Raw genomic sequence first — 23,608 nt, forward strand, 5'->3', positions numbered from 1 at the left:
CGACAATGAGCTTTCTGGACGATGAAAAACCGAAAAAGCAAAGCACCCATGAGATCGGTTCGGACCTCTCCGAACTGTCGGTGGAGGAGCTCGACAGGCGTATTTCGGCGCTGCAAGACGAGATTGTACGCTTGCAGACGGAGCGCGCCGCCAAGGAGGCCGGACGCAAGGCGGCGGACGGCTTCTTCAAGCGGTAAATCCCGTGAAGAATTGCGCATGGCAAGCGAAAACTATACTTGGCTCTTCTTTCTTAACCAGGCATTAAGCATTTTCGATAATGATGATTGTGCTCGGTTCGTCCGGGCTCAGACGGTTTCTCCAGTCGGCGAATTGGTCTGATTTCTCCCTGTTTTACCTTGAGAGCCGCACCCGCGGCTCTTCTTTTTCCCAGCCAAATAATCGGCCCGGACCCCGTGTAAACTGTGGGAATTAACCCTTCTTTAAGAATTGGCTTGCGGAAATCCGCTACTGGTATCATCTTCGAAGCACGAACGAAGGAAAGCGGAACCTTTTCGCCGCTCCTTCATTGCCTGTCCAAGTGGATGCGTTAGCAGGATTATCTCGATGTCAGAACAGGTATTGAATACCGTCAGTTTCGCCGGCCGCGCCGCTAGCTCGCCGCAGTTCAAGGCGCTGTATTCGGAGGGCATGTCGCTGGTCGAAGAAACAGCAGCCTATCTCGACGGTCCGGGCCGCGCCGCCTCCAAGGTGTTGCCGCGCCAGGCAACCGTGCTTTACGCCGCCGAATCCATGCGGCTTACGACGCGCCTGATGCAGATGGCCTCCTGGCTGCTTCTGCAGCGCGCCGTCAACAATGGCGAGATGAGCTACGACCAGGTTCTCTCGGAAAAGAGCAAGGTGCGCCTCGACGGCTTCAATGTCGACCGGATGGCGCCGGGCTGGGGCGATCTGCCGGAAGCCTTCCGTGATCTCGTCGAGCGCTCGCTGCGCCTGCAGAACCGCGTGGCGCTGCTGGACCGGGAAATCTACCGTCCGCAGGATGCGATCCAGCCGGACAATGAAAACGGCGTCCGCGCCCAGCTTGACCTGCTGCGCACCGCTTTCGTCGCCAACTGAGCAGACATCACCCTGTAATGAATGAGGCGCTCGCCATAGCCATGGCGGGCGCCTCATCTTTTCTGCCTGCCAGACCGGTGGCCCGGCAGCTATTGCCTGCAGATCCCGGCGCCCTTTTCTAAGGCCGCGCCGCCGGCTCGGCGATCGAGGCCGTCGCCGGCTTGGACGTCGATGCATCGGTCCCCGGTTCGGTCGCCAGCCCATCGGCAGCCGGGAGCTTGCCGGAGGATAGCGTCATGGCCGGCGCCGGAAGCGGTGGCAGATGCCGATCCATCATCGCCTTCATCTCGTTGTCGCGGTCCTGCGCCGTCTTGCCGCCCAGGATGACGCCAACCAGAACGTGACCGTCGCGCTCGACGCTGGTGACGAGATTGTAGCCCGAGGCTTGCGTATAGCCGGTCTTCATGCCGGTTGCGCCGGGATAGGTGTTGAGGACGCCGTTATGGCCGCGCAGTTTCATGCTGCGGAAGACCATGCGCTTCTGGGAGAAGAGCTTGAATTCTTCGGGGTAATCGCGCATCAGCGCCAGTCCGAGCTTGGCCAGATCGTCCGCCGTCGTCACCTGCGCCGCATCCGGCAGGCCGGCCGGATTGCGGAAGACGGTCTGGCGCATGCCGAGCTGATGGGCCTTTGCCGTCATCACCTCGCCGAATTTCGCCTCCGAGCCCGCCAGAGCCTCGGCCACGGCCACGGCTGCATCATTGGTCGACAGCACGATCATGCCGGTCACCGCCTCGCGCACGCTGATCGTATTGCCGGCGCCGATGGCGAATTTGAAGGGCTCCTGGCCATTGGCGTTTTCCGACATTGTGAGCCGCGTATCCCAGGTGAAGCGGCCGTCATGCAGCGCTTCGAAGGTCAGATACAGCGTCATCATCTTGGTCAGGGAGGCCGGATAGTTCAGCGCCTCGGCATTTTCCGATTCGAGAACGGCGCCCGTGCGGGCATCCACCAGCAGCCGCGCCTGGCCCGCCAAGGCCGGCAGAGCGCCTGCAAGCGATGCGGTGAGCGTCAGCCCCAAGATCACGCTGCGGGCGAGACCTCGGGAGAAGCCGCGCAAGAGCAGAGGGCGGGGATCGAGCCGGGCAAACGAAGAGAGGGGAATGGCGGAAAAGCGATGAGGAAGGGAATAAGTCATGGGCACCCTGAAAAGCGACAAGCGCGGCGAAAGAAGGGCAGCGGCGCTTGAAAAGCCTTACGCGGGGATAAAACCGGCACAAGGGTGAAGACCAGCCACTGGTTGAAGCTCGCATGGTGATAGGCCGTCAGGCGCATGGCCGCAAGATGCCCGCCGCCCCGGTCCTGCTTCTGCCCTGGCTGCTTCCGCCCGCGAGGCGCCCTGCCCGCCACGCGCAGGCGATTGCCGCGCCGGGGATGCTGCACGACGCAGAAAACCGCCCGAAGCAGGCTTCGGACGGTCGCGATAGGATTCGGCATGGTCACAGGGCGCCAAGCCCCGGACAACAAAGCGGATCGATTAGAGGCCGAGGCCGCCGAAGCGCTTGTTGAACTTGGAAACGCGGCCGCCGCGGTCCATCAGCTGCTGATTGCCGCCGGTCCAGGCCGGATGCGACTTGGAGTCGATTTCCAGGTTCATGACCGCGCCTTCCGAACCCCAGGTGGAGTAGGTTTCGTATTCGGTGCCGTCGGTCATGACGACTTTGATCAGGTGGTAATCGGGATGGATATTGGCCTTCATGACACTTCGTTCCTGCTGTGCGGGGTCCATTTGTCGCAATTGCAGCGAAGGCCCCTAGTTCGTAAATGAAGCCGTGCACCGGAACCGGCGACGGCTTCCCAATTTGATGCGGAGCCTATACAGGAAGGTCTCCGAAAGCACAAGTACCCGGACCCGCCTGTTGCCGGGGCTTTTGCCGGGGCAGAAACTGGGCAGACAGTGAGCGATATTCAGACCAAGACCGACAAGACCCGCCGCACACCGCAACCCCTGCTGCGACTCATGCCCTATGTGCTGCGCTACAAGTCGCTGGTGCTGGCCGCCTGCTGCTTCCTGGCCCTTGCCGCCGCCACGACGCTGGCGCTGCCGCTGGCCGTGCGGCGGATGATCGATCACGGTTTCGCTGCCAGCGACGGCAGCTTCATCAACAGCTATTTCGCCATGCTGATGGGCCTGGCGGTGCTGCTCGCTCTGTCCAGCGCGCTGCGCTATTTCTACGTCATCACGATTGGCGAGCGGGTGGTCGCGGATCTGCGGCGGGAGGTGTTCCAGAGGGTGACCGCGCTCTCCCCCTCCTTCTTCGATGTCAACCAGTCGGGCGAGATTGTTTCGCGCCTCACCGCCGATACGGTGCAGATCAAATCCGCCTTCGGCTCGGCCGCATCGCAGGCGCTGCGCAACGTCATTCTCTGTCTCGGCGCCATGGGCATGATGCTTTTGACCAGCGCCAGGCTCTCGGCACTGGTGCTCGCCGCCATTCCGCTGATCGTCTTCCCGCTGGTCGGCTTCGGCCGCTCTGTGCGCGGACGCGCCCGTGCCGCGCAGGACCGGCTTGCCGCCACCTCCGCCTTCGCCTCCGAAACCGTGGGCGCCGCCCGCACCGTCCAGGCCTTCAATGCGCAGGACATGGCGGCCGCGCGCTACGGCACGGCCGTCGAAGCCGCCTATGATGCCGCGCGCTCGGCCATACGCTCGCGCGCCTTCCTCACCGGCTTTGCCATCCTGCTCGTCTTCGGCAGCATTGTCGGCGTGCTCTGGTACGGCGCGCAGAGCGTTTTGGCCGGCACCATGAGCCCCGGCACGCTCGGCCAGTTCGTTCTCTATTCGGTCATCGCCGCCAGTTCGCTCGGCCAGCTTTCGGAAGTCTGGGGAGAGCTCTCCCAGGCCGGCGGCGCGGCGGAACGCCTGACGGAACTGCTGCGCGAAGTGCCGGAGATCCGCGATCCGGACAATCCGCTCGCCCTGCCGGTGCCGGCCCGCGGCGATGTCGCTTTCGACAATGTCTCCTTCGCCTATCCCTCGCGCGTCAGCATGGTCACGCTGAATGCCCTTTCCTTCTCGGTCAGGGCCGGCGAGACCGTTGCGATCGTCGGCCCTTCCGGCGCCGGCAAGAGCACCATCCTCTCGCTGCTGCTGCGCTTCTACGACCCGACCCAGGGAAAGATCACCCTGGATGGCGTGGATCTGCGTGCGGCGCGGCTGACCGACCTGCGCGCCCGGCTTGCGATCGTGCCGCAGGATGTGACGATTTTCGCCGCCTCCATTCACGATAACATTGCCTTCGGCACGGCCGGCGCCAGCCGGGAGGCGGTCCGGCAGGCGGCCATTGCCGCCCAGGCCGATGAATTCATCTCCCGCCTGGAGGCGGGTTATGACACGATGGCCGGCGAACGCGGCATCACCCTGTCCGGCGGGCAGCGCCAGCGCATCGCCATTGCCCGCGCCATCTTGAAAAACGCCCCGGTTCTGCTGCTCGACGAGGCGACCTCCGCCCTGGACGCCGAAAGCGAGACATTGGTGCAAAGGGCACTGGACGGGCTGATGCGCGAACGCACGACGATCGTCATCGCCCACCGGCTGGCAACCGTCCTGAAGGCGGACCGCATTCTGGTGATGGAGGATGGCCGGATCGTCGAGGAAGGCACGCATGCCGATCTGGTGGCGCGCAACGGGCTCTATGCCAGCCTGGCGCGGCTGCAATTCAACGCGGGCAGCACGCCCGGCATCCTGGCCGCGCAATAGATCCGGCCTTTACGGCATAAATTGCATCAAAGTGCGCAACACGCGCCGACATCCGCCACGCTTGCCGCCCAATGCCGGACAGGCAAGCCGCATCGCCGCCGCTTGCCTGTCTTCTGAAACCGATCCTGCCGTGATGCACGCACGCTGCGGCAGTCATATCCAATATCGCAAGGGTTCCGGATCTTGCCGAAGCCTCTTCGCATAGACCGCACCGGCTCCAGCCAAGAGAACCGATGCGGTCCGGGCGAACGCCGCCTGATTGACCGTCAGAAATCCGACCAGGCCTGCGCCGCCGAGCCGGAGGCGAGCTTGCGGCCCGCCGCCTGCGCCACGGGCGCGTTTCGCCCTGCCGGTTCCGCCGGCGCCGCATTGCGGCCTGACGCCGGCCTGGCCATCAGCGCCGCAGTGCGACGCAGGGATTGAGACGCATCCATGCCCATGCTGCCGAGGTTGAACTGGCTGATCATCTCGCGCAGTTTGTCGGCTTCCGTTGCCAGGCTGCCGGCTGCCGCCGAGGTTTCCTCGACCATGGCGGCATTCTGCTGGGTCGTCTGATCCATCTGGTTGACCGCTGTATTGACCTCGGCAAGTCCCGTCGACTGTTCGCGCGACGAGGTGGCGATGGCCTGCATATGGCCATTGATGCTGACGATCAATTCGCCGATCGAGCGAAGGGCCGCACCGGTTTCCGACACCAGCTTCACCCCGTTTTCCACCTCCGATGAGGAGGTCTGGATCAATCCCTTGATTTCCTTCGCCGCCTGGGCGGACCGCTGCGCCAGTTCGCGAACCTCCTGCGCGACGACGGCAAAGCCCTTGCCGGCATCCCCTGCCCGGGCCGCCTCGACCCCGGCATTCAGCGCCAAAAGATTGGTCTGGAAGGCGATCTCGTCGATGACCCCGATAATGTTGGAAATCTGGCTGGAGGATTGCTTGATCCGGCTCATGGCATCCACCGCCTCGTCGACGATTTCTCCCGAGCGGGCGGCCGAGGCATTGGCCTCCTCGGCCACCTGGCGCGCCTCTTCCGAACGCTTGGACGAGAGCGAGACATTGGCGGTGATCTGGTCGAGGGCGGCAGCCGTTTCTTCCAGCGCGGCGGCCTGCTGCTCCGTCCGCTTCGAAAGATCATTGGCGCCGCCGGAAATTTCCTGGCTGCCGGTCGTGATGTTCGTCACGCTTCGCGACACCGTGGCAAGCGTCTCCGCCAGTTGCGCGATGGAGGTGTTGAAGTCGATGCGCAGCCCCTCGAACTCGGCGGAGAAAGCCTGATCGAGCTGGAAGGACAGGTCGCCGGCGGCCAGGCGCTTGAGCCCGGCGGCAAGGCCGGAGGTCGCTTCGCGCATGCGCTCGGCCGCGTCCGCTTCGGCGCGCTGCTGATCGGCAATGCGGGTGGCCTCGGCAGAGCGGCGGCTCGTCTCGGCCTCCACCTCCAGGCGCTTGTTGGTCACGGCCGCCTGGCGGAAGATCTCGATCGCGCCGGCCATCTGGCCGACTTCGTCCCGCCGCTCGGCAAAGCCAATCTCGACGCTGGTGTCGCCCTCAGCCAGCTTCTGCATGATCTGCGTCATCGACCGGATCGGACGCACGACAGTCATGATCAGGAAAAGCGATGACAGGATCAGCACCAGTATGATGCCCGCCATGAAGGAATAGGCCATGGTGTTGGAGAAACTGACCCGGTTCTCCAAGTCCACCTTCGCGGCGGCGGTGAATTTGCGGGCATTGGACACCGAGCTTTCAATCGCCGACCGGATCTTCACCACGATGGATTTGATCTCTTCTTCCGGCAGTGGCGAGTTCGGATTTTTCCGCTCCGTTGCCTCGACGGTCTCGCTGAGCGTCTGCAACCCGTCGCGGATATCGATCAGCACGTCCGGCTTCATCGCGATCTTGATCGGCGTCGCCAGGCCTTCTGCGGCCCCGGCCGCCTCCTCTTTCAGTTTGCCGATATCGACGTCTCTTGCCGCCGACGTCTTGGCAACCTGAATGATGTTCATCATATTGGCGAGGACGAGCTGGCTGCCGGAAATCCCATCGAGAATCGTCTGCTCCCGATCGACCACCGCCAGTGCCTGATTGACGCTGTTGATGCTGACATACTGGTTCACCGCCATGCCGCACAGGATCGCCAGGCTGAGCCCGGCCGACATCATGAACTTCAATCCAACTTTCAAATTACCTAAAGTTTTCATATAGATCTCCAAATGCGCGGGCCGACCTGACCGGAGCGCGCGGGCGAAAGCGGTGGATGCTTTAACAGGTGGAATGCATAATCGGATGTATTGACATGATTTTATTTGCGTTTAGAGAGATATGTACAAATTTATATCTGTATTATCATATCGTTTTGTTGTCATCATAAGTATAGATAGCCAGACTGTCGGCGATGTTTGGTTAATATTCAAAGAATGACCGATGGCCAGATAGTGCCGTGGCACGAGGCGGCGCGGCTGATTAGTGCGCCGCCGTCCGGGTCAGACGCTGCGCCCGGCAATGCGGCCGGAAAACAGGCAGCCGCCGAGAAAGGTCCCTTCGAGGGCGCTATAGCCGTGCATGCCGCCGCCGCCGAAGCCGGCCGCCTCTCCCACGGCATAGAGACCCGGCACAGGCGCGCCGTCCGCACCCAGCACCCGCGCCGAAAGGTCGGTCTGTATGCCGCCCAGGGTCTTGCGCGTCAGAATATGCAGGCGCACGCCGATCAGCGGCCCGGCTTTCGGATCGAGCAGCCGGTGCGGCCTGGCGGTGCGCATCAGCCTGTCCCCCAGATAGGCCCGCGCGCCGCGAATGGCTGTCACCTGCTGATCCTTGGCGAAGGGATTGTCGATCTGCCGGTCGCGCGCCTCCAGCTGGGCGCGGATATGCCGGGCATCCAGCCGGTCCTCGCCGCTGATGGCATTCATCGCCGGAACGAGATCCTCCAGCCGGTCGCGAACGGCAAAATCCTCGCCCTTGTCCATGAAGGCCTGCACCGGGCCCGGCGGGTTGCGGCCCAGCCGTTTCATGAGGAGCCGGATGGACTTGCCCGTGAGATCCGGATTCTGCTCGGACCCCGACAGCGCGAATTCCTTCTTGATGATCGCCTTGGTCAGGATGAACCAGCTATAATCGGACTGGCGTTCGCGCAGGATCCTGAGCGTCGAAAGCGTATCGAAGCCCGGCATTGCGGGCGATGGCAGCCGGTTGCCATCCGCATCGCACCAGAAGGAGGACGGGCCGGGCAGAATGCGGATGCCGTGGCGGGGCCAGATCGGATCCCAGTTCCTGACACCCTCCGTGTAATGCCACATGCGGTCGGGATTGATCACTGCCGCCCCCGCATCCTGCGCAATGCCGATCATGCGGCCATCGACATGCGCCGGCACGCCGCAGACCATGTCGCGCGGCGGCACGCCGAGCCGCGCCTGCGGCCAGTGGCGCCGCACGAGATCCAGATTGCCGCCGATGCCGCCGGAGGCGACGATCACGGCAGACGCCCGAAACTCGAAATCGCCGGTCACATCGCGCGCGCTCTTTGCGCCACGCGGCACAGGATCATCGACCAGCCGGCTGCCCGCAACGCCGATCACCCGGCCGCTTTCCTCCAGCAGCCGGTCCACCTGGTGGCGGAAGCGCAGTGTCAGCCGCCCGGATTGCACCGCCTCTTCGCTCCGGGCGATGAAGGGCGCCAGCACACCGGGTCCGGTGCCCCAGGTGACATGAAAGCGCGGCACCGAATTGCCGTGCCCATCCGCAAGACCGCCACCGCGCTCCGCCCAGCCGACGACCGGAAACCAGCGCATGCCCATCTGGTGCAGCCAGCTGCGCTTTTCGCCGGCAGCAAAATTCAGATAGGCCTCCGCCCATTGCCGAGGCCAGTCATCCTCCGGCCGGTCGAAGGCTGCCGAACCCAGCCAGTCCTGGCGGGCGAGGTCCAGAGTGTCGCGGATGCGCATGCGCCGCTGTTCCGGACTGTCGATGAGGAAAAGCCCACCCAGCGACCAGAAGGCCTGGCCGCCCAGAGTCTGCGGCCCTTCCTGATCGACAAGGCAGACGCGCCGGCCGCGCCGGCAGGCTTCGGTTGCGGCAACCAGGCCCGCCAGGCCAGCGCCGACAATGATGACATCGAACTCCTCCATGCGGCCCTCCCAGAACGAACCCTCTTACTTTTACGCAAAGGTAAGACCGGAGCAAGCACGCTGCCCGGGACTTTTGGCAGAGCCGCATTTGCACGAAGGCGCGTTCGCGCGTCTCGGCCGGAACCTCGTTTGAGCGAAAGTGCATGCGGACGGGAACGGAGCGGACGGGAAAAGATATGCGGCCCGCGGTGCCTCGGCCGGGCTCCGGTCAGGCTTTTACCAGGCTTTTGTCATGCGCTTGTCAGGCTCTCGTCAGGCTCCAGGCTGTGCCGCGCAGGTCTGCAGGCCCTGAATCCCGATGGCGGGCCATGGCGCGCGATCAGCGTTCGGTAAGCTTCAGTTCGATGCGCCGGTTCTGCGAGCGGGTGTCCGGCGTGTCGCCCTCGGCGATCGGCTGATATTCGCCAAAACCCGCCGCCACCAGCCGATTGGCAGGAACGCCTCGGGAGATCAGGTGCTTGACCACCGACGTGGCGCGCGCCGAGGAAAGTTCCCAATTGTCCCGATAGCGGCCTGTTCCGGTCAGCGGCGAATTATCGGTATGGCCGTCCACCCGCAGTACCCAGTTGATTTCAGCCGGAATTTCCTGCGCCAGCTCGATGATCGCCTGGGCAAGCTTGTCCATCTCCACCCGTCCGGCCTCGTCCAGCTCGGAACCGCCGACGGGAAACAGGACTTCCGACTGGAAGACGAAGCGGTCCCCGACGATGCGGATATTTTCGCGGTCGGAGAGGATTTCCCGCAGGCGCCCGAAGAAATCGGAACGGTATCGGTTAAGCTCCTGGACGCGCTGAGCCAGCGCCACGTTGAGGCGCCGGCCGAGATCGGCAATGCGGGCCTGCGATGTCTGGTCCTTTGCTTCCGAGGCCTGCAGGGCCTGCTCCACGGCGGCGATCTGGGCCCGCAGCGCCGCGATCTGCTGGTTCAGCAATTCCACCTGGCTCATCGCCCGGGCGCTGGCCTGTTGCTCGTCGGAGAGTTTCTGCGTCAGATCGCCGATCCGTGCATTGGCGGCATCCGATGTGCCCGCGCCGCGATCCAGAAGCGCCTGGAGGCGGGAGCGCTCGGTTTCCGATTGCGCGAGCGAGGCCTGCAGATTGGCCAGATTGTCCTCGATATCCTGCTTGCCGCTCTTTTCCAGCGCCAGCAGTTCCGTCAGCTCGGCAATCTGGCTGTTGAGGCGCGTCAGCACCTCGTCGCGGCCGGTAATCTCGCGCCCCAGGATGAACTGCGCCAGCACGAAGACCGTCAGCAGGAACATGATCGCCAGAAGCAGGGTCGACAGCGCGTCGACAAAGCCCGGCCAATAATCGACACCGCGTTCCCGGCGGCGATTGCGGGAAAGCGCCATGCCTATTTTCCTCCGATCTTGTCGGAAAGGCGATCCAGCGTCCGGCGCATGGCCTTTGATTCTTCCTGCTGCGCCTCGATCCAGTCGCGCAGCATCTGCTGCTCGTTGCGCATGTTCTTCACCAGGCCCTGGATGCCTTCGGCAAGATTGCTCATCGCCGCCAGCGATTTTTCCGTCTGGCCGGCTTCAGCCTTGGTCTGGGCCGTCACCAGCTTGCGCAGCTGCTCGACAATGCGGCGAAGCTCGTCCGACGTGTGTCCGGCGGCCGGATCGACGACTGCAGCCTCGCCATCCACTTCCGTCACGGAGGAGAGCCAGTTTTCAAGTTCGGTATAGAAGCGGTTCTGCGCGCGCCCGGCCTGCAGGTCGAGAAAGCCGAGGATGAGCGAGCCGGAGAGACCGAGAAGCGAGGAGGAAAACGCCGTTCCCATGCCGGCCAACGGCGCGGTGAGCCCGCTTTTCAGCGCCGACAGGACATCATTGCCATTGCCGGAATTCGGATCGAGCCCCTGGATCACCTCGCTGATCGAGCCGATCGTGCCGATCAGGCCCCAGAACGTGCCGAGCAGGCCGAGAAAGACGAGCAGGCCGATGAGATAGCGCGAAATATCCCGCGATTCATCCAGCCGGGTGCCGATCGAATCGAGGATGGAGCGCAGCAGCGGCGCCGAAAGCGCGACTTTCTGGCTGCGGCCGATCAGCGCCCGCATCGGGGCCAGAAGCTTCGGATCGCGGCCGACGCGATCGGCACTGCCCGCGGCGCGGAAGGAATTGAACCAGCGTACCTCCGGGATGAGGCTCATCACCTGCGTGAAGATCAGGATGATGCCGATCGCCAGAACGCCGAGGATGAGGCCGTTGAGGCCCGGATTGGTGACGAAGGCAGTGTGGGCCTGCCGGTAGAGGATCGCCACGATGAAGCCGACGATGATCAGGAAGATCACCATGGTCCAGAGGAAGGGCACCGGGTTCGAGAGCTTGTACCCATGATTGCGGGGTGCCAATTCGGAACCGTTCACATCCCCGAGGGTATCATTCACCATAACGCACACCACCTCCGTACCGTAAGTGGCCGGAGGCTAGTGCAAAAATGAGACGAATTGAAGTGACGCAGCGTCGGAAAGCTCCAAGTTTTCCAAGACTGTCCGCAAAAGACAGGCGCCCGCAAAGCACAGGGCAAGAACCTGCCTCCCCCAGGCCGCCTCCCAGGGCTGGCCCTGTCCCTGGCCCTCTCCCTGCCCCTCTCCCTGCCACCAGGGGGCGGTCGGGACCTGCCGTCATGGCTTTTGCGGGATGCTGCCGGCTTACTGGCGCGGAATGGGCCGGTTCACCACTTCGATCAGCTGCTTGTGGATGAGTTCATTGCCGGCCGCGACGCTGCCATGCGCGAAGATATCGGCGCCGCCCTTGATATCGCTCGCAAAGCCGCCCGCCTCGCGGATGAGGATGAGGCCCGCGGCAATATCCCAGGGCGACAGCTCGGTTTCCCAGAAGCCGTCAATGCGGCCGGCCGCCACGTAAGCGAGATCCAGCGCGGCCGCGCCGAAGCGGCGCACGCCGGCCACTTCGCCCATGACATGGCGCAGCTCCACCAGGAACTTGCCGTGATTGCCGCGGCCGAGATGCGGAACGCCGCAGCCGATGACGCAATCGGAGAGCACCCGTCTTGCCGCCACCCGCAGCCGGCGATCGTTGAGAAAGGCGCCGCCGCCGCGTTCGGCGGTGAAGAGTTCGTCGGTCGCCGGATTGAAGATGACGCCGGCAACGATCTCCCCATTGCGCTCCAGCGCCACCGACACCGCAAATTGCGGAATGCCGTGCAGGAAATTCGTGGTGCCGTCCAGCGGATCGACGATCCAGCGATGCGAGCCGTCAGTGCCCTTTTCCTCGCCGCCTTCCTCGCCCAGGAAACCGTAAGTGGGACGCGCCTTCATTAGTTCGTCATAGACGATCTTCTCTGCCTTCAGATCCGCCTGGGACACGAAATCGCTCGGCCCCTTGACCGACACCTGCAGGTTCTGCACTTCGCCGAAATCGCGTGCGAGCGATTTGCCGGCTTTCAGCGCAGCCTGGACCATGACGTTGAGAAGGGCGGAACGGGCCATAGGGGGAAATCCTTGGGAGGCGTCCCTGCCGTCAGGGACCGTGTGTGGCTGTTTTCTTTTGAATAGCCGCGTTCGAAAACCACAAAACACGCCGGAATTCAAGTCGCAAGCGCCTCAGGCTCTGCTGGCACTCAAGGTTTGTACCGTGGTTTGCCCCGCCAATGCTTCAGTTTTGCGGGAGCCTGACCGCCGGAATCGGCCGACCTTGGTCAGCGTCCTGCGCGGCGAACACGCCGCTCAGCCGCGCCGAAACCGGTTTGCCGCCTCGATCGCCTGCTTCTGCTGCTCATCCTCGATGCCGAGGTAAAAATCCTCCAGAACCGGATCCGAAAGGCCGGCGCGGCGAGACAGCACATACCATTTGGCCGCCTCGACCGGATCGGGACGGGTGCCGAGCGCATTGATATACAGGTGCGAAAGCTTGTTCTGCGCCACGACATTGCCGCGCATGGCCGCGGTGCGCATCCATTGGAAGCCCTTGTCGTAATCACGCTCGCCGGCAATGCCGTTGACATACCAGAGGCCCATATCCAGCTGGGCCGTGTCGAAGCCGGCCTTGGCGGCACGCTCCAGCCATTCGCGGGCCCTTGCCCGCTTTTCCTCCGGCAGCGCATTGAGCGAGAGATAGAGCTGCGCCACCGCATATTGCGCATCCGAAATGCCCTGAGCGGCGGATTTCTCGTAAAACGGCAGAGCGAGTTTCAGCCCCTTCTCGCCGGGATTGTCCGATACCAGGATCTGCCCCCAGTTGAACTGCGCCGACGCATTGCCCGCCTCTGCGGCGCGGCGCATGTAATCATCGGCCTTGGCCTTGTCGCGCGGCACGAAACGCCCCTGCATCAAGATCAGCGCATAGTGGAACATGGCCGCCGGATCGCCGCGCTCTGCCGCCTGGCCATACCAGAAGGCCGCCGCCTTCGGATCATGCGGGATGCCCTGCCCGCGCGACATCATCTCGGCCACCAGCGTCTGCGCCACGGCATCGCCCTTCTCGGCGCGCGGCAGGGCCTTTGCCAGCGCCGTCACATAAAGGCCGCGCTGATAGGCTCCATAGGCCTCGTCGATCGGCCCGTCATAAGGCTTTTCCGGCGGCAGCGGCGGGAGCGAGGTTCCCATGCGCTCCAGAAGCGTGATGCCGCTGGAAGGCTGCTCGCCCGGCCGCCCGCCCTTGCGGGACGGATCCTGCCCGCCTCCCAGCTGATTACCCGTCTGATTTCCTGTCTGGCTTTCCGTTTGGCTGCCGGGCTTGTCTGACTGGTGCCCCTCCCCGGTGGCGTCCGGATCTGCCTTGTCCAACGGCGCCGGCACCTGTTCGAGCGGCCGCGTCACCGCTCGCTCGGTGGCCTTCGCAGCCGGGTCTTGCGCATCCAGGTCTTGCGCACCCGGAGTCTCCAAGCCCGGAGTCACCACCCCCGGAGTCTGGGCCAGACCGGGCCCGGCCAGACCGGGCAGGAGGCTGGCCGGCGCGGCAAGGAGGGCAGTTGCGGCGAAAAGGCGGACAATGTGCGACATGAAACCCTTCAAGCGCCAAACCGTGGCGCTTTTTCGTCCAGCATCGCGTTGATTTCCGCCACGGCCGCCGCAGGCCCCGCGGGACTATCGAAAACGGCACGGCGCAGCGCCACGAATTCGGCCCCGGATTCCGCAACGGCAAGGGCGGAGGAGAGATCCGTGCCGCCCATCACGACGCAGGGGATTTCTACCAGCGATGCCCACCATTCGCCCAGCGCCAGGTTCTTCGGATGCGCTTCCGGCTTGATGTCTCCGTTGAGCTTGCCGAAAAAGATGTAATCCGGCCGCGCCTCGCCCACTTCCAGCGCGCTGTGCCGATCCGTGGCCTGGCCGGCGCCGACAATCATTTTCGGCGTGAATTTCTCGATCGTTTCGGCAAGCTCTTCCATGCTGCCGGTCATGTGCAGGCCATCGGCCTTCACCCGTCCGGCCACCCGGCTGTCGCCGGCAATCAGCGCGGCAGCCCCGGCCTCCTGGATGATCGGCACCAATTGCTCGGCACGGGTCTGGAAGGCCTGATCGGAGAGGTCATATTGCGGCAGGATGACGGAGGCGACGTCGCCGCCGCGCAAGGCATGCGACAGCGCTTCGGCAAGGGCTGCGTCATTCGCCCCCTCTCCCTCTCCCTCGGGCACGACCAGAACCAGGCGGCAGCGATCCTCGGCAAGTGTCATTTTCATTCCCATCTGGCGGCAGGCCGCCGGCTTATTCCTATTTGGCGGCAGACGCCGGCTTTATGCGCGTCGGGCGGAATGGTGCCGGTTGGTTGCGGCACAGCCGCCCGTCACCGGCCCGCATGACGGATGCAGAAGGCGCTTTCATGGACATCATCTTACAAAAATGCGTCGGGATGCCAATGATGGGTCGTCTTCCTGCGGCAAACCCGATAGACCGGTCAAGCTTCGCGATCAACTCTCCTGCCATGTCAGACCTCGTCCATGTTCGGTTTCGCCCTTCCTGACCCCGTTTTCTTCGCTGCCGCCATTCCTGCCGTCGCCCTTGTGGGCCTGTCGAAAGGCGGCCTCGGTGGCGCCTTCGCGCTGATGGGCGTGCCGCTTCTCGCCCTGGTCGTCAGCCCGATCGACGCTGCGGCGATCTTCCTGCCCATCCTGATCGTGATGGACGTGGTGGCGCTCTATGCCTGGCGCCATCATTACGACCGGAAGCTGTTCCTGATGTTCCTGCCGGGCGGCCTGCTCGGCGTCGCCTTCGGCTGGGCCACGTCGGCGCTCGTCCATCCGGATGCCCTGCGACTCGTCATCGCCGTCTCGATGATCCTGTTTGCGGCGCGTTACTACTGGCAGACCTACGGACCATCATCGGCCAGCATCGTGCCTGCCAAGCCGCCGCGCTGGCTGCCGGCCATCGGCTGGGGAACGCTGTGCGGCTATGGCAGCTTCGTCGCCCATGCCGGCGGCCCGCCCTTCCAGATCTACGCCCTGCCGCTGAAGCTCGATCCGAAGGATTACACCGGCGCCAGCGTCCGGTTCTTCGCGCTCATCAATGCCGTGAAGGTCATACCCTATGTCGCGCTCGGGGCGCTCGACACCCGCAATCTCGCCGCCTCCGTCACGCTCCTGCCGGTGGCGCTGGTGGCGACCATAGCCGGCGCGGCGATCGTGCGCCGCCTGAAACCGGATGTCTTCTATCCGCTCGCCTACGGGCTTGGCCTGCTCGCTTCGCTGAAACTGCTGTGGGATGTCATCGTCTGACAGGGACGGCTCTCGTCGGGCCCGACAGGCAAGCCTGTGCCTGATGGCCGGGTTTTGCGGAAGCTTCTCTCAGATTTTGCGCTGCACAATCCGCTTGCCCGCATGGGAAACTTGGCATAGCTTTCCTGCATGGCCACAAGCGACCCTTTTGCAGCAATCGCAGACCCTCACCGGCGTCACCTGCTGGAGGAGTTGAGGCGTGGGCCGCGCACCGTCAACGAACTGGCAAAGGGCCTGCCGATCAGCCGGCCGGCGGTCTCGCAACATCTCAAAGCCCTGCTCGACAGCAATCTGGTCTCCGTCACCTCGGAAGGGACGCGACGGGTCTATGCCGTCAACGGCAAGGGCTTCAACAGGCTGAATATCTGGCTGGACCAGTTCTGGGCGCGATAGAGCCCGGGCGAAGTTCAAAAACTCCGATAGTCGAAAGGGGCAGGCCGCCGCCCAACAAGCGACGGGATGGCGGCGACCTGCATGACGTTCATCTCATTTCGAGCATGAAAAGATCAATGACGGGTGTCTTGGCGCAGCCGCTGCATTTCGTCCTTCAGACGAAGCTTGCGGCGCTTCAGCTCCGCGATCGTGCGATCATCCGCAGATGGAGAGGCAAGCGTATCCTGGAGCTCCTCCTCAAGAGCGCCGTGCTTCTTTTCAAGCGATTCGATATGAGCCTGAATGGTCATGTGGCACGTCCTTCCTTGTTCTCCGGCCACCAGCTCCCCGTGAGCCGATGGCATCAGGTTTGCAACAGAACTGTGACACGATCGCCCCGCTTTGTCGAAGGCGAAATCGTGATTTCATGACGGCAATTCGATGATCGTGATTAAATCCGCGTGAATGCCGCGTCAGCAGTGCGATACGCCTGTTTCAAGCCGCGAAAACTGGTGGAATCCGCCGGAAAAAGGCAGGATCTGTCCTCTGAGAGGCGTCTTTAACAGGCGCTGCGCCGGCGCCAACCAGACGCGAATCTCAGGATCGATGCGGTTGCCGCGCGCTCGCAAAACAGGTGGATCGCGTGAGGCCTGCCCGGTCTTTGACGGGCGGGGGCGCACGAATCAGCCGCGGGCGGTTTGCCTGTCGATTGGTTCTGGTCGTTTCAAAGGTTTGATGCTAGGAGCTTGCGTGCATTCCCCGGCGTGGACAAGACCGGAATGAAGAGTGGGGACAAAAAGGAAATGGCTGATCAGGAACAGGCGGATATCCGGCTCACGCTCGCAAGGTTGCGCCAGGAGCATGAAGATTACGACGCCGCCATCAACGCCATGATCGCAACGGGCTGCGAGGCCCTGCGCATCCAGCGTATGAAAAAGAAGAAGCTGGTCATCAAGGACAAGATGAGCCAGCTCGAAGACCAGATCATTCCCGACATCATCGCGTGACGACGGAGGACGAAAGCGTGCCGCAGGAGAGACCGCCGGTAGCCATTATCATGGGAAGCCAGTCCGACTGGGAAACCATGAAAAATGCCGCAGACACGCTGGACTTGCTGGATGTGGGCTACGAGGCCCGGATCGTTTCCGCCCATCGCACGCCGGACCGCATGGTGGCCTTTGCCAAGGGCGCGCGCGAGGAAGGCTTCCAGATCATCATTGCCGGTGCCGGCGGTGCCGCCCATCTGCCCGGCATGGTCGCCGCCATGACGCCGCTGCCGGTCTTCGGCGTTCCCGTGCAGTCCAAGACCATGTCGGGAACCGACAGCCTGTATTCCATCGTGCAGATGCCGGCCGGCATCCCCGTCGGTACCCTGGCCATCGGCCGTGCCGGTGCGGTGAACGCCGCCCTTCTCGCCGCCGCCGTTCTGGCGCTTTCCGACGACGATCTGGCCGATCGGCTGGATGAATACCGCGCGCGGCAGACGGCCTCTGTCGCGGATTATCCTATCGACGAGGCGCCATGACGCTTGAGACCATTGGAATTATCGGCGGCGGCCAGCTTGGCCGCATGCTGGCCATTGCCGCCGCAAGGCTGAATTTCCGCGCCGTGATCCTGGAACCGCAGGCCGATTGCCCGGCCGCGCAGGTGGCCAATAGCCAGATCGTCGCCGCCTATGACGATCCGGCCGCCCTTTCGGCGCTGGCAAGCCAGTGCCGGGTCGTGACCTATGAGTTCGAAAACGTGCCGGTCGCGGCAGCCGAGCGGCTTGCCGCCCTCTGCCCGGTCTTTCCGCCGCCCAAGGCCCTCGATGTAGCTCAGGACCGCCTGACGGAAAAGCGCTTCCTCAACAGCTGCGGCATCGAGACGGCGAAGTTCCATGCCGTCGATTCGCAACAGGACCTGGAGCAGGCGCTTGCGGATTTCGGCGGCTGCGGCGTGCTGAAGACCCGTCGTCTCGGCTATGACGGCAAGGGCCAGCAGGTCTTCCGGTCCGCAGGCGACACGCCCGCCGGCGCCTTTGCCGCCATGGGCTCCGTTCCCCTCATTCTGGAAAGCCTGGTCGAATTCGAGCGCGAGGTCTCGGTGATCGCCGCAAGAGGGCGCGATGGCGCGGTGAAGGCCTATGATCCGGCGGAGAATGTCCACCGCAACGGCATTCTTCACACCTCCACCCTTCCCGCAAGGATCGGAGAACAGACCGGCTTTGCGGCACGCGGGGCGGCAGAACGTCTGCTGGTCGCGCTGGATTATGTCGGCGTGATCGGCATGGAATTCTTCGTGATGGCCGATGGGCGTCTGATCGCCAACGAGATCGCGCCGCGGGTGCACAATTCCGGTCACTGGACGGAGGCTGCCTGCGCCATCTCGCAATTCGAACAGCATATTCGCGCCGTCGCCGGCTTGCCGCTCGGCGATCCGCATCGTCACTCCGATTGCATCATGACTAATCTCCTGGGGGACGATATCGAAGACGTACCCTTCTGGCTTGCCCGTCCAAACGCGCTTGTCCACCTCTATGGCAAGGCCGAGGCGCGTCCGGGGCGAAAAATGGGACATGTTACCGAGCTTTTGCGGTGAAATGGCCTGTTGCGCAGGGCTCCTGTGGTTGACAGGCCGATATCGAACCTGTATCAGCCGTGCATCCTAAGAGAGCGCCTCGTGCGCTCTTTTCATTGTACAAAGACTGTGTGGCCTAAGCGCCATCGAATACGCGGATCAAAGACATGAAGATCAAGAACTCGCTCAAAGCGCTTAAGGCTCGTCATCGCGAAAACCGTCTGGTTCGCCGCAAGGGCCGCGTTTACATCATCAACAAGCAGAACCCGCGCTTCAAGGCCCGTCAGGGCTGATCGCGTCCGGTTTTGCCGGAGCCGGATCACGTTCCTGACAGCAGGGATTTTTCGGTTTGAGTTAGAGCGCATGCGGGTTATCGTCCCGCATGCGCTTTTTTCGTTCGTCAATTCTGATTCTGGCTCTTGGACTTGCCGCGCCCGCCGCCGCGCAGGATCTTCCCGCGCAGCCCTCTCCTGATTCCGGAGCCCCTGATTCTGGAGTGCCCGATTCTGGAGTACCGGAATTCGGCCTCCCCGGATCGGAAGAGCCCAAGCTCGGCATGCCGGACTTCGGGACGCCCCCGCCGGGCGTGCCCCAGGGCGATGCACCCCAAGGCGGCGCACCCCAAGGCGGCGCACCACAGGGGAACGGCCAGCAGGGCAATGCAGCGGATGCCGATGTGACGGGCCCGTCCGGTCCTGCCGGAGCCATGTCGGCTGCCTCCCCGCAGGCCGTTCAGGACCGGCTGTTTGCCGAGCTGAAGCGCGAGCGCAATGCCGAACGGGCCAGCCAGATCGCCCGTGAGATCATCGGCAACTGGAATGTGTCCGGCAGCGCAACCGTCGATCTTTTGATGTCCTGGGCCAACAAATCCATCAATGAACGCAAGAATGCGGCGGCGCTCGATTTTCTCGATCGCGTCACCTTGCTGGAGCCGGCCTATGCCGAGGGCTTCAACCGCCGCGCGACGCTCTATTACACCATGGGCGATGCGCGCAAATCCATGGCCGACATTCAGAAGGTGCTGGCCCTTGAGCCCCGCCATTTTCCAGCCATTGCCGGCATGGCGGCCATTCTCACCGAAAATGGCGAGGACGAGCTGGCCCTGAAGGCCTGGGAGCGATTCCTGGCCGTCTATCCGGCGGAACGGACGGCGCAGGAGAACGTTTCCAAACTGTCTGAAAAACTGGCTGGCAACCGCACCTGATTCCGAGGCCTATCCCCTGTCCACCCTCCTCGTCTTCTGTCTCATCCTGGCGACGCTCGTGCTTGCGCTGTTCGGCTTCACCGCCTGGCAGGCGGCGCGTATCGAGCAGAACTTCCCCAATATCGGCACGCAGACGGATATTGGCGGCTTTGCCATGAATGCGTTGCATGTCCCCGCAGGCCCTGAGGCCGATCTGCCGCCCATCGTTTTCATTCACGGTGCCAGCGGCAATCTGCGCGATCAGGAAACCGCCTTCCTGGAACCGCTTGGCGGGCGCGCCGAGCTGCTTTTCGTCGATCGTCCGGGCCATGGCTATTCCGAGCGCGGCGGCGATGGCAATGCCCTGCCCGACGGACAGGCCGCCGCCATTGCCGCGCTGATGGAGAAGAAGGGAATGGAGCGGGCGATCATCGTCGGCCATTCCTTCGGCGGCGCGATCACGGCAAGCTTCGCCCTGTTTCACCCCGACAAGGTGATCGGAACCGTGTTCCTCTCCCCCGCCACCCATCCCTGGCCTGGCGGAATCGACTGGCATTACCGGATTACCGCCATGCCGGTGATCGGCTGGCTGTTCAGCCATACGCTGGTCATGCCGGCCGGCATGGTTCTTCTGGAACCGGCCACCCGCTCCGTCTTTGCCCCCAATGCGAGGCGAGAGGCCTATGTGGACGAAGGCGCGCCGGCTCTCGTGCTGCGGCCGGACAATTTCCGTCACAATGCGCAGGATGTGGAAGGGCTTCTCGACTATGTCACCCGCATTGCCCCGCGCTATCCGGAGATCGACAGTCCTTCCGTCATCATCACCGGCGACAGCGACCCGATCGTGCTTGCCAATATTCACTCGGTCGGCCTGAAACGCGATATCAGGAGATCGGAACTGATCTGGCTGAAGGGCGTCGGCCACAAGCCGGATTATGTGGCGACCGATCTTGCCATCGCCGCCATCGAAAAGCTGGCCGGCAAGGAGCGGGACCTGGAGGCGCTGGCGCGGCAGGTGGAAGCGCGGATCAAAGGGGAGCCGCAATCGGCAGCAAGCGTTTCGGGCAGTTCACAGCCGGCGCTGACGGGCTCGACGGCGGGCCCCTGACCTGCCTTCTGCGATGCCGGCTCGGCCGATGAGCCGAATTTTACCGGGACTTGCGCCTGTCACGGCCGCTCCTGCTCCGGCCTCGGACCACGACCTGTAGACCCGTCATTCTCAGCCGTTTTTTCCGCATGCCTGGCGGCACGCGCGCGACGGCCGAGGCCTTGCGCGGTCATGCAAGCTTGCCCGCTCATGCGGGATCGCGCTGATCCTCGGTGCCCGGCGCATCGAAGAGGCCGGTGGGCAGGCCATCCATGCTCAACTGGTTCTTCTCCCGCCAATAGGCCTCGATACCGTCCTCGCCCTTGGATCGCGCCCAGGCATCCATTTGGCTGCGCTCCCCCTCATAGTGGAAGAGCGGCACGCCGTAACCGCAAGAGGTCTGCACGAGGTCGAAATCCAGATGCATCATCTGGCGCGCACCGAGCGGCGCCTTGCCCTCAAAGTAGCGCTCGAGCCGTGCGCTATATTCCGTGCTGGCCCGGTGGATCACCCGCCCCCTGCCATAGAGCCGCAGGATCAGCGGCGGACCCTCGACGGCGCAGAACATGATCGTCAACCGCCCATCGGCCGCCAGATGCGCCGCCGTCTCGTTGCCGCTGCCCGTGCGATCGAGATAGAGGGCGGAATGGGCATCGACGAGCCGGAACATATCGGTGCTGCGCGGCGAGATATTCACACGCCCGCCGGCCGCCGCCGAGGCGGTGAAGAACATGTGTTGCCGCTGGATGAAATTGACGTGCTGGTCTTCCAACCGGTCATATCGCTTTGCCATGACGCTCACTCCTGATGCTGTCATCAGTCTTGCGCCAGACGCGGCCTGCGGCCAAGCCCGTTTGGCCCACCGATCGTTCGGCGGCGCCTTAAAAAACACGAGTTGGCGCCATGCCGGAAAGCGGGAGCGCGGGCTCCCCCTTCCTGGGATTCGTAAGATCCGGAGATCGGCCTTTACACGCCCGATTTGCCGTCCGGGCCGATATAGGCCATGCGCAGCATATTGGTGGCGCCCGGCGTCCCGAGAGGCACGCCGGCGGAGATGATGATGCGGTCGCCCGGCTTGCCGAAGCCTTCGGCGGCGACGATGCGGCAGGCCTTGTTGACCATGTCGTCGAGATCCGTCGGCTCCTGCGCCACCACGCAGTGCAGGCCCCAGCAGACCGACAGGCGACGCGCCGTCTGGACCACCGGCGAAAGCGCGATGATCGGCACCTGCGGGCGCTCGCGCGCGGCGCGCAATCCGGTGGTGCCCGACGAGGTATAGGTGACGATCGCGGCAAGCTTCAGGGTCTCGGCGATCTGGCGGGCGGCAAGCGAGATCGCATCGGCGCCGGTGGCTTCCGGCTGCGGGCGCTGCGCATAGATGATGTTGGAGTAATAGGGATCCTGCTCCACCTTGGTCGCGATGGAGGCCATGGTGGACACCGCCTCGACCGGATACTGCCCGGAGGCCGATTCGGCCGAGAGCATCACGGCATCGGCGCCTTCGAAGACGGCGGTCGCGACGTCGGACACCTCGGCGCGGGTGGGAACCGGGGCCGTGATCATCGATTCCAGCATCTGCGTCGCCACGACGACCGGCTTGCCGGCGCGGCGACATGCGCGCGTCAACTGTTTCTGCAGGCCGGGAACCGCTTCCAGCGGCATTTCGACGCCGAGATCGCCGCGCGCCACCATCAGCGCATCGGAGAGCTCGATGATTTCCTCGATCCGCTCGATCGCCTGCGGCTTCTCGATCTTCGACATCAGCCCCACCCGGCCCTGTGAGATCTTGCGCACTTCCGCCAGATCCTCGGGCCGCTGGACGAAGGACAAGGCCACCCAATCGGCCTGGTTGGTGGCAAGCACGGCATCCAGATCGGCGCGATCCTTGTCGGTCAGAACGCCGACGCCGAGCAGCGTATCGGGAAGGCTGACGCCCTTGCGGTCGGAGATCGAGGTGCCGGCAACCACGGTGCAGACAATGCTCTTGCCATCCGTCTTTTCGGCGCGCAGATGCAATTTGCCGTCATCGATCAGCAGCCGGTGTCCGGGCTGCACCGCTTCCAGGATTTCCGGATGCGGCAGGAAGACGCGGTTCTTGTCTCCCGGCACGTCCTTGTTGTCGAGCGTGAAGGTCTGGCCCGGCTCCAGCGCCACCTTTGTCTCGGCAAACTTGCCAACCCGCAGCTTGGGACCCTGCAGGTCTGCCAGAATGCCGATCGGCCGGCCGTTGCGGGCTTCCACCGAGCGGATCCGCTCCATCAGCGTGCGCATCAGGTCATGGCTGGCATGGCTCATATTGATGCGGAAGAGATCGGCGCCGGCCAGGTGCAGCTTCTCGATCATCGCCTCGTCAGACGAGGCCGGCCCGAGGGTGGCAAGGATTTTTACTTTGCGGTTTCGCTTCATCAATTCTGGCCTTCTTGGGGGGTCGGCGTGTCAGAAAGCTGGACCATCCAGCTGCCCTGACGGCCGGTATCATATTCCTTGAACCCCATGCGTTGATAGCCGCGGGCAAAACAGTCGTCGACACCGACGATCTTGAACTCGTTTTCGGCGACGCACATGTTGATGTCGCCCGTCCAACGACCGCCCCGGGCGGCATCTTCGGCATAGAGGTAATAATAGCGGGACTGCAATTCGCCCTCGATCAGCGTGGCGCAGCTGGAGGCAGGCACCTGCCACCAGCCTTCGGAAATCCAGCCTTCGCCGGCGCGATAGCCGATGGCAACGCCGACCAGGTTCTGCGTGCCGTTGCAGACACGAAAATCGGCACGCGCAACGTCAGCAAATCCAATGACAGGAAGGCTCACCGCCACAAAAGCAAGGCAGGGC

23 protein-coding genes and 1 pseudogene are annotated in these 23,608 nt (G+C 63.7%); 11 read left to right on the plus strand and 13 right to left on the minus strand.

The features are described from left to right. Window positions 1-5 precede the first annotated feature (5 nt). Complete coding sequence (locus tag QTJ18_RS17675; RefSeq protein WP_252752711.1) at window positions 6-197, plus strand: DUF1192 domain-containing protein; 192 nt, start codon at window positions 6-8, stop codon at window positions 195-197. 367 nt (window positions 198-564) lie between these two features. Then, complete coding sequence (gene rcdA / locus QTJ18_RS17680) at window positions 565-1,077, plus strand: protease adaptor protein RcdA (protein ID WP_252752710.1); 513 nt, start codon at window positions 565-567, stop codon at window positions 1,075-1,077. A gap of 118 nt (window positions 1,078-1,195) precedes the next feature. Here the strand turns inward: rcdA and QTJ18_RS17685 are convergent, their stop codons facing one another. Together QTJ18_RS17685 and rpmE are read right to left on the minus strand one after the other, a co-directional pair. After that, on the minus strand, window positions 1,196-2,215 hold the full coding sequence (locus QTJ18_RS17685) for a D-alanyl-D-alanine carboxypeptidase family protein (protein ID WP_252752709.1): 1,020 nt from the start codon (window positions 2,213-2,215) through the stop codon (window positions 1,196-1,198). 339 nt (window positions 2,216-2,554) lie between these two features. Continuing rightward, complete coding sequence (gene rpmE / locus QTJ18_RS17690; RefSeq protein WP_252752708.1) at window positions 2,555-2,776, minus strand: 50S ribosomal protein L31; 222 nt, start codon at window positions 2,774-2,776, stop codon at window positions 2,555-2,557. Between the two features lie 261 nt (window positions 2,777-3,037). On the opposite strand from rpmE, the gene QTJ18_RS17695 reads away from it, so the two are divergent. Then, window positions 3,038-4,777 (plus strand): ABC transporter transmembrane domain-containing protein, encoded by a 1,740-nt coding sequence (locus tag QTJ18_RS17695; protein ID WP_252752906.1) that lies wholly within the window; start codon window positions 3,038-3,040, stop codon window positions 4,775-4,777. Between the two features lie 266 nt (window positions 4,778-5,043). Here QTJ18_RS17695 and QTJ18_RS17700 read toward each other — a convergent pair whose 3' ends face one another. The 7 genes from QTJ18_RS17700 to QTJ18_RS17730 form a co-directional block, all read right to left on the minus strand. Further along, the gene (locus tag QTJ18_RS17700) at window positions 5,044-6,933 is read right to left on the minus strand and encodes a methyl-accepting chemotaxis protein (protein ID WP_252752707.1); all 1,890 of its coding nucleotides are present in this window, start codon (window positions 6,931-6,933) and stop codon (window positions 5,044-5,046) included. Between the two features lie 321 nt (window positions 6,934-7,254). Beyond that, window positions 7,255-8,895: an FAD-binding dehydrogenase gene (locus QTJ18_RS17705; RefSeq protein WP_252752706.1), complete on the minus strand. Its 1,641-nt coding sequence runs from the start codon at window positions 8,893-8,895 to the stop codon at window positions 7,255-7,257. A 319-nt stretch (window positions 8,896-9,214) separates the two neighbouring features. Then, a complete protein-coding gene (locus QTJ18_RS17710) occupies window positions 9,215-10,246 on the minus strand; it encodes a peptidoglycan -binding protein (RefSeq protein ID WP_252752705.1) in 1,032 nt (343 codons plus the stop codon). A gap of 2 nt (window positions 10,247-10,248) precedes the next feature. Next, complete coding sequence (locus QTJ18_RS17715) at window positions 10,249-11,289, minus strand: flagellar motor protein MotA (protein WP_252752704.1); 1,041 nt, start codon at window positions 11,287-11,289, stop codon at window positions 10,249-10,251. A 261-nt stretch (window positions 11,290-11,550) separates the two neighbouring features. Next, window positions 11,551-12,351 carry an inositol monophosphatase family protein gene (locus tag QTJ18_RS17720; protein WP_252752703.1) on the minus strand — a complete coding sequence of 267 codons (801 nt, stop codon included), beginning with the start codon at window positions 12,349-12,351 and terminating at the stop codon, window positions 11,551-11,553. Between the two features lie 237 nt (window positions 12,352-12,588). After that, window positions 12,589-13,863 carry a tetratricopeptide repeat protein gene (locus tag QTJ18_RS17725; protein WP_252752702.1) on the minus strand — a complete coding sequence of 425 codons (1,275 nt, stop codon included), beginning with the start codon at window positions 13,861-13,863 and terminating at the stop codon, window positions 12,589-12,591. Between the two features lie 8 nt (window positions 13,864-13,871). Then, window positions 13,872-14,537: a thiamine phosphate synthase gene (locus tag QTJ18_RS17730; RefSeq protein WP_252752701.1), complete on the minus strand. Its 666-nt coding sequence runs from the start codon at window positions 14,535-14,537 to the stop codon at window positions 13,872-13,874. Window positions 14,538-14,801: 264 nt separating this feature from the next. Here QTJ18_RS17730 and QTJ18_RS17735 point away from each other — a divergent pair, with 264 nt between their 5' ends. Next, window positions 14,802-15,575 carry a sulfite exporter TauE/SafE family protein gene (locus tag QTJ18_RS17735; RefSeq protein ID WP_252752700.1) on the plus strand — a complete coding sequence of 258 codons (774 nt, stop codon included), beginning with the start codon at window positions 14,802-14,804 and terminating at the stop codon, window positions 15,573-15,575. 129 nt (window positions 15,576-15,704) lie between these two features. After that, window positions 15,705-15,968, plus strand: a complete 264-nt coding sequence (locus tag QTJ18_RS17740) for an ArsR/SmtB family transcription factor (RefSeq protein ID WP_252752699.1) — start codon at window positions 15,705-15,707, stop codon at window positions 15,966-15,968. A gap of 113 nt (window positions 15,969-16,081) precedes the next feature. Here QTJ18_RS17740 and QTJ18_RS17745 read toward each other — a convergent pair whose 3' ends face one another. Beyond that, a complete protein-coding gene (locus QTJ18_RS17745; protein WP_252752698.1) occupies window positions 16,082-16,258 on the minus strand; it encodes a YdcH family protein in 177 nt (58 codons plus the stop codon). Between the two features lie 492 nt (window positions 16,259-16,750). Here QTJ18_RS17745 and QTJ18_RS17750 point away from each other — a divergent pair, with 492 nt between their 5' ends. From QTJ18_RS17750 to QTJ18_RS17775, 6 genes are all read left to right on the plus strand, one after another. Continuing rightward, window positions 16,751-16,954, plus strand: a complete 204-nt coding sequence (locus tag QTJ18_RS17750; protein WP_252752697.1) for a YdcH family protein — start codon at window positions 16,751-16,753, stop codon at window positions 16,952-16,954. Between the two features lie 50 nt (window positions 16,955-17,004). Then, window positions 17,005-17,472, plus strand: a complete 468-nt coding sequence (gene purE, locus QTJ18_RS17755) for a 5-(carboxyamino)imidazole ribonucleotide mutase (RefSeq protein ID WP_252752905.1) — start codon at window positions 17,005-17,007, stop codon at window positions 17,470-17,472. After that, complete coding sequence (locus QTJ18_RS17760) at window positions 17,469-18,527, plus strand: 5-(carboxyamino)imidazole ribonucleotide synthase (protein ID WP_252752696.1); 1,059 nt, start codon at window positions 17,469-17,471, stop codon at window positions 18,525-18,527. The genes purE and QTJ18_RS17760 overlap by 4 nt, the downstream gene beginning before the upstream one ends. A 146-nt stretch (window positions 18,528-18,673) precedes the next feature. Further along, the gene (gene ykgO, locus QTJ18_RS17765; protein WP_165217824.1) at window positions 18,674-18,799 is read left to right on the plus strand and encodes a type B 50S ribosomal protein L36; all 126 of its coding nucleotides are present in this window, start codon (window positions 18,674-18,676) and stop codon (window positions 18,797-18,799) included. 203 nt (window positions 18,800-19,002) lie between these two features. Beyond that, window positions 19,003-19,710, plus strand: coding sequence for a tetratricopeptide repeat protein (locus QTJ18_RS17770; RefSeq protein WP_354669069.1), 708 nt, complete (start codon window positions 19,003-19,005; stop codon window positions 19,708-19,710). A 58-nt stretch (window positions 19,711-19,768) separates the two neighbouring features. After that, complete coding sequence (locus QTJ18_RS17775; RefSeq protein ID WP_301557785.1) at window positions 19,769-20,797, plus strand: alpha/beta fold hydrolase; 1,029 nt, start codon at window positions 19,769-19,771, stop codon at window positions 20,795-20,797. A 187-nt stretch (window positions 20,798-20,984) separates the two neighbouring features. Here the strand turns inward: QTJ18_RS17775 and QTJ18_RS17780 are convergent, their stop codons facing one another. The 3 genes and pseudogenes from QTJ18_RS17780 to QTJ18_RS17790 form a co-directional block, all read right to left on the minus strand. Next, on the minus strand, window positions 20,985-21,569 hold the full coding sequence (locus QTJ18_RS17780) for a pyridoxamine 5'-phosphate oxidase family protein (protein ID WP_252752695.1): 585 nt from the start codon (window positions 21,567-21,569) through the stop codon (window positions 20,985-20,987). Between the two features lie 173 nt (window positions 21,570-21,742). Next, window positions 21,743-23,182 (minus strand): pyruvate kinase, encoded by a 1,440-nt coding sequence (gene pyk / locus QTJ18_RS17785; RefSeq protein ID WP_252752694.1) that lies wholly within the window; start codon window positions 23,180-23,182, stop codon window positions 21,743-21,745. After that, a pseudogene (locus tag QTJ18_RS17790) lies at window positions 23,182-23,562 on the minus strand (DUF1036 domain-containing protein); the annotation flags it as partial. The gene pyk and the pseudogene QTJ18_RS17790, both read right to left, overlap by 1 nt. Window positions 23,563-23,608 lie beyond the last annotated feature (46 nt).

The organism is Rhizobium sp. SSA_523, assembly GCF_030435705.1.
Taxonomy (GTDB): domain Bacteria; phylum Pseudomonadota; class Alphaproteobacteria; order Rhizobiales; family Rhizobiaceae; genus Neorhizobium.

Excerpts from the sequence above, each read along its gene's own strand:
- QTJ18_RS17760 (WP_252752696.1), top strand. The coding sequence starts at position 17,469 with ATGACGCTTGAGACCATTGGAATTATCGGCGGCGGCCAGCTTGGCCGC.
- rcdA (WP_252752710.1), top strand. The coding sequence starts at position 565 with ATGTCAGAACAGGTATTGAATACCGTCAGTTTCGCCGGCCGCGCCGCT.
- QTJ18_RS17715 (WP_252752704.1), bottom strand. The coding sequence starts at position 11,289 with ATGGTGAATGATACCCTCGGGGATGTGAACGGTTCCGAATTGGCACCC.
- QTJ18_RS17780 (WP_252752695.1), bottom strand. The coding sequence starts at position 21,569 with ATGGCAAAGCGATATGACCGGTTGGAAGACCAGCACGTCAATTTCATC.
- rpmE (WP_252752708.1), bottom strand. The coding sequence starts at position 2,776 with ATGAAGGCCAATATCCATCCCGATTACCACCTGATCAAAGTCGTCATG.
- QTJ18_RS17710 (WP_252752705.1), bottom strand. The coding sequence starts at position 10,246 with ATGGCGCTTTCCCGCAATCGCCGCCGGGAACGCGGTGTCGATTATTGG.
- QTJ18_RS17750 (WP_252752697.1), top strand. The coding sequence starts at position 16,751 with ATGGCTGATCAGGAACAGGCGGATATCCGGCTCACGCTCGCAAGGTTG.
- ykgO (WP_165217824.1), top strand. The coding sequence starts at position 18,674 with ATGAAGATCAAGAACTCGCTCAAAGCGCTTAAGGCTCGTCATCGCGAA.
- QTJ18_RS17700 (WP_252752707.1), bottom strand. The coding sequence starts at position 6,933 with ATGATGTCGGCCGGGCTCAGCCTGGCGATCCTGTGCGGCATGGCGGTG.
- QTJ18_RS17740 (WP_252752699.1), top strand. The coding sequence starts at position 15,705 with ATGGCCACAAGCGACCCTTTTGCAGCAATCGCAGACCCTCACCGGCGT.
- QTJ18_RS17735 (WP_252752700.1), top strand. The coding sequence starts at position 14,802 with ATGTTCGGTTTCGCCCTTCCTGACCCCGTTTTCTTCGCTGCCGCCATT.
- QTJ18_RS17730 (WP_252752701.1), bottom strand. The coding sequence starts at position 14,537 with ATGACACTTGCCGAGGATCGCTGCCGCCTGGTTCTGGTCGTGCCCGAG.
- QTJ18_RS17745 (WP_252752698.1), bottom strand. The coding sequence starts at position 16,258 with ATGACCATTCAGGCTCATATCGAATCGCTTGAAAAGAAGCACGGCGCT.
- QTJ18_RS17720 (WP_252752703.1), bottom strand. The coding sequence starts at position 12,351 with ATGGCCCGTTCCGCCCTTCTCAACGTCATGGTCCAGGCTGCGCTGAAA.
- QTJ18_RS17685 (WP_252752709.1), bottom strand. The coding sequence starts at position 2,215 with ATGACTTATTCCCTTCCTCATCGCTTTTCCGCCATTCCCCTCTCTTCG.
- QTJ18_RS17725 (WP_252752702.1), bottom strand. The coding sequence starts at position 13,863 with ATGTCGCACATTGTCCGCCTTTTCGCCGCAACTGCCCTCCTTGCCGCG.
- QTJ18_RS17675 (WP_252752711.1), top strand. The coding sequence starts at position 6 with ATGAGCTTTCTGGACGATGAAAAACCGAAAAAGCAAAGCACCCATGAG.
- purE (WP_252752905.1), top strand. The coding sequence starts at position 17,005 with ATGGGAAGCCAGTCCGACTGGGAAACCATGAAAAATGCCGCAGACACG.
- pyk (WP_252752694.1), bottom strand. The coding sequence starts at position 23,182 with ATGAAGCGAAACCGCAAAGTAAAAATCCTTGCCACCCTCGGGCCGGCC.
- QTJ18_RS17705 (WP_252752706.1), bottom strand. The coding sequence starts at position 8,895 with ATGGAGGAGTTCGATGTCATCATTGTCGGCGCTGGCCTGGCGGGCCTG.
- QTJ18_RS17695 (WP_252752906.1), top strand. The coding sequence starts at position 3,038 with ATGCCCTATGTGCTGCGCTACAAGTCGCTGGTGCTGGCCGCCTGCTGC.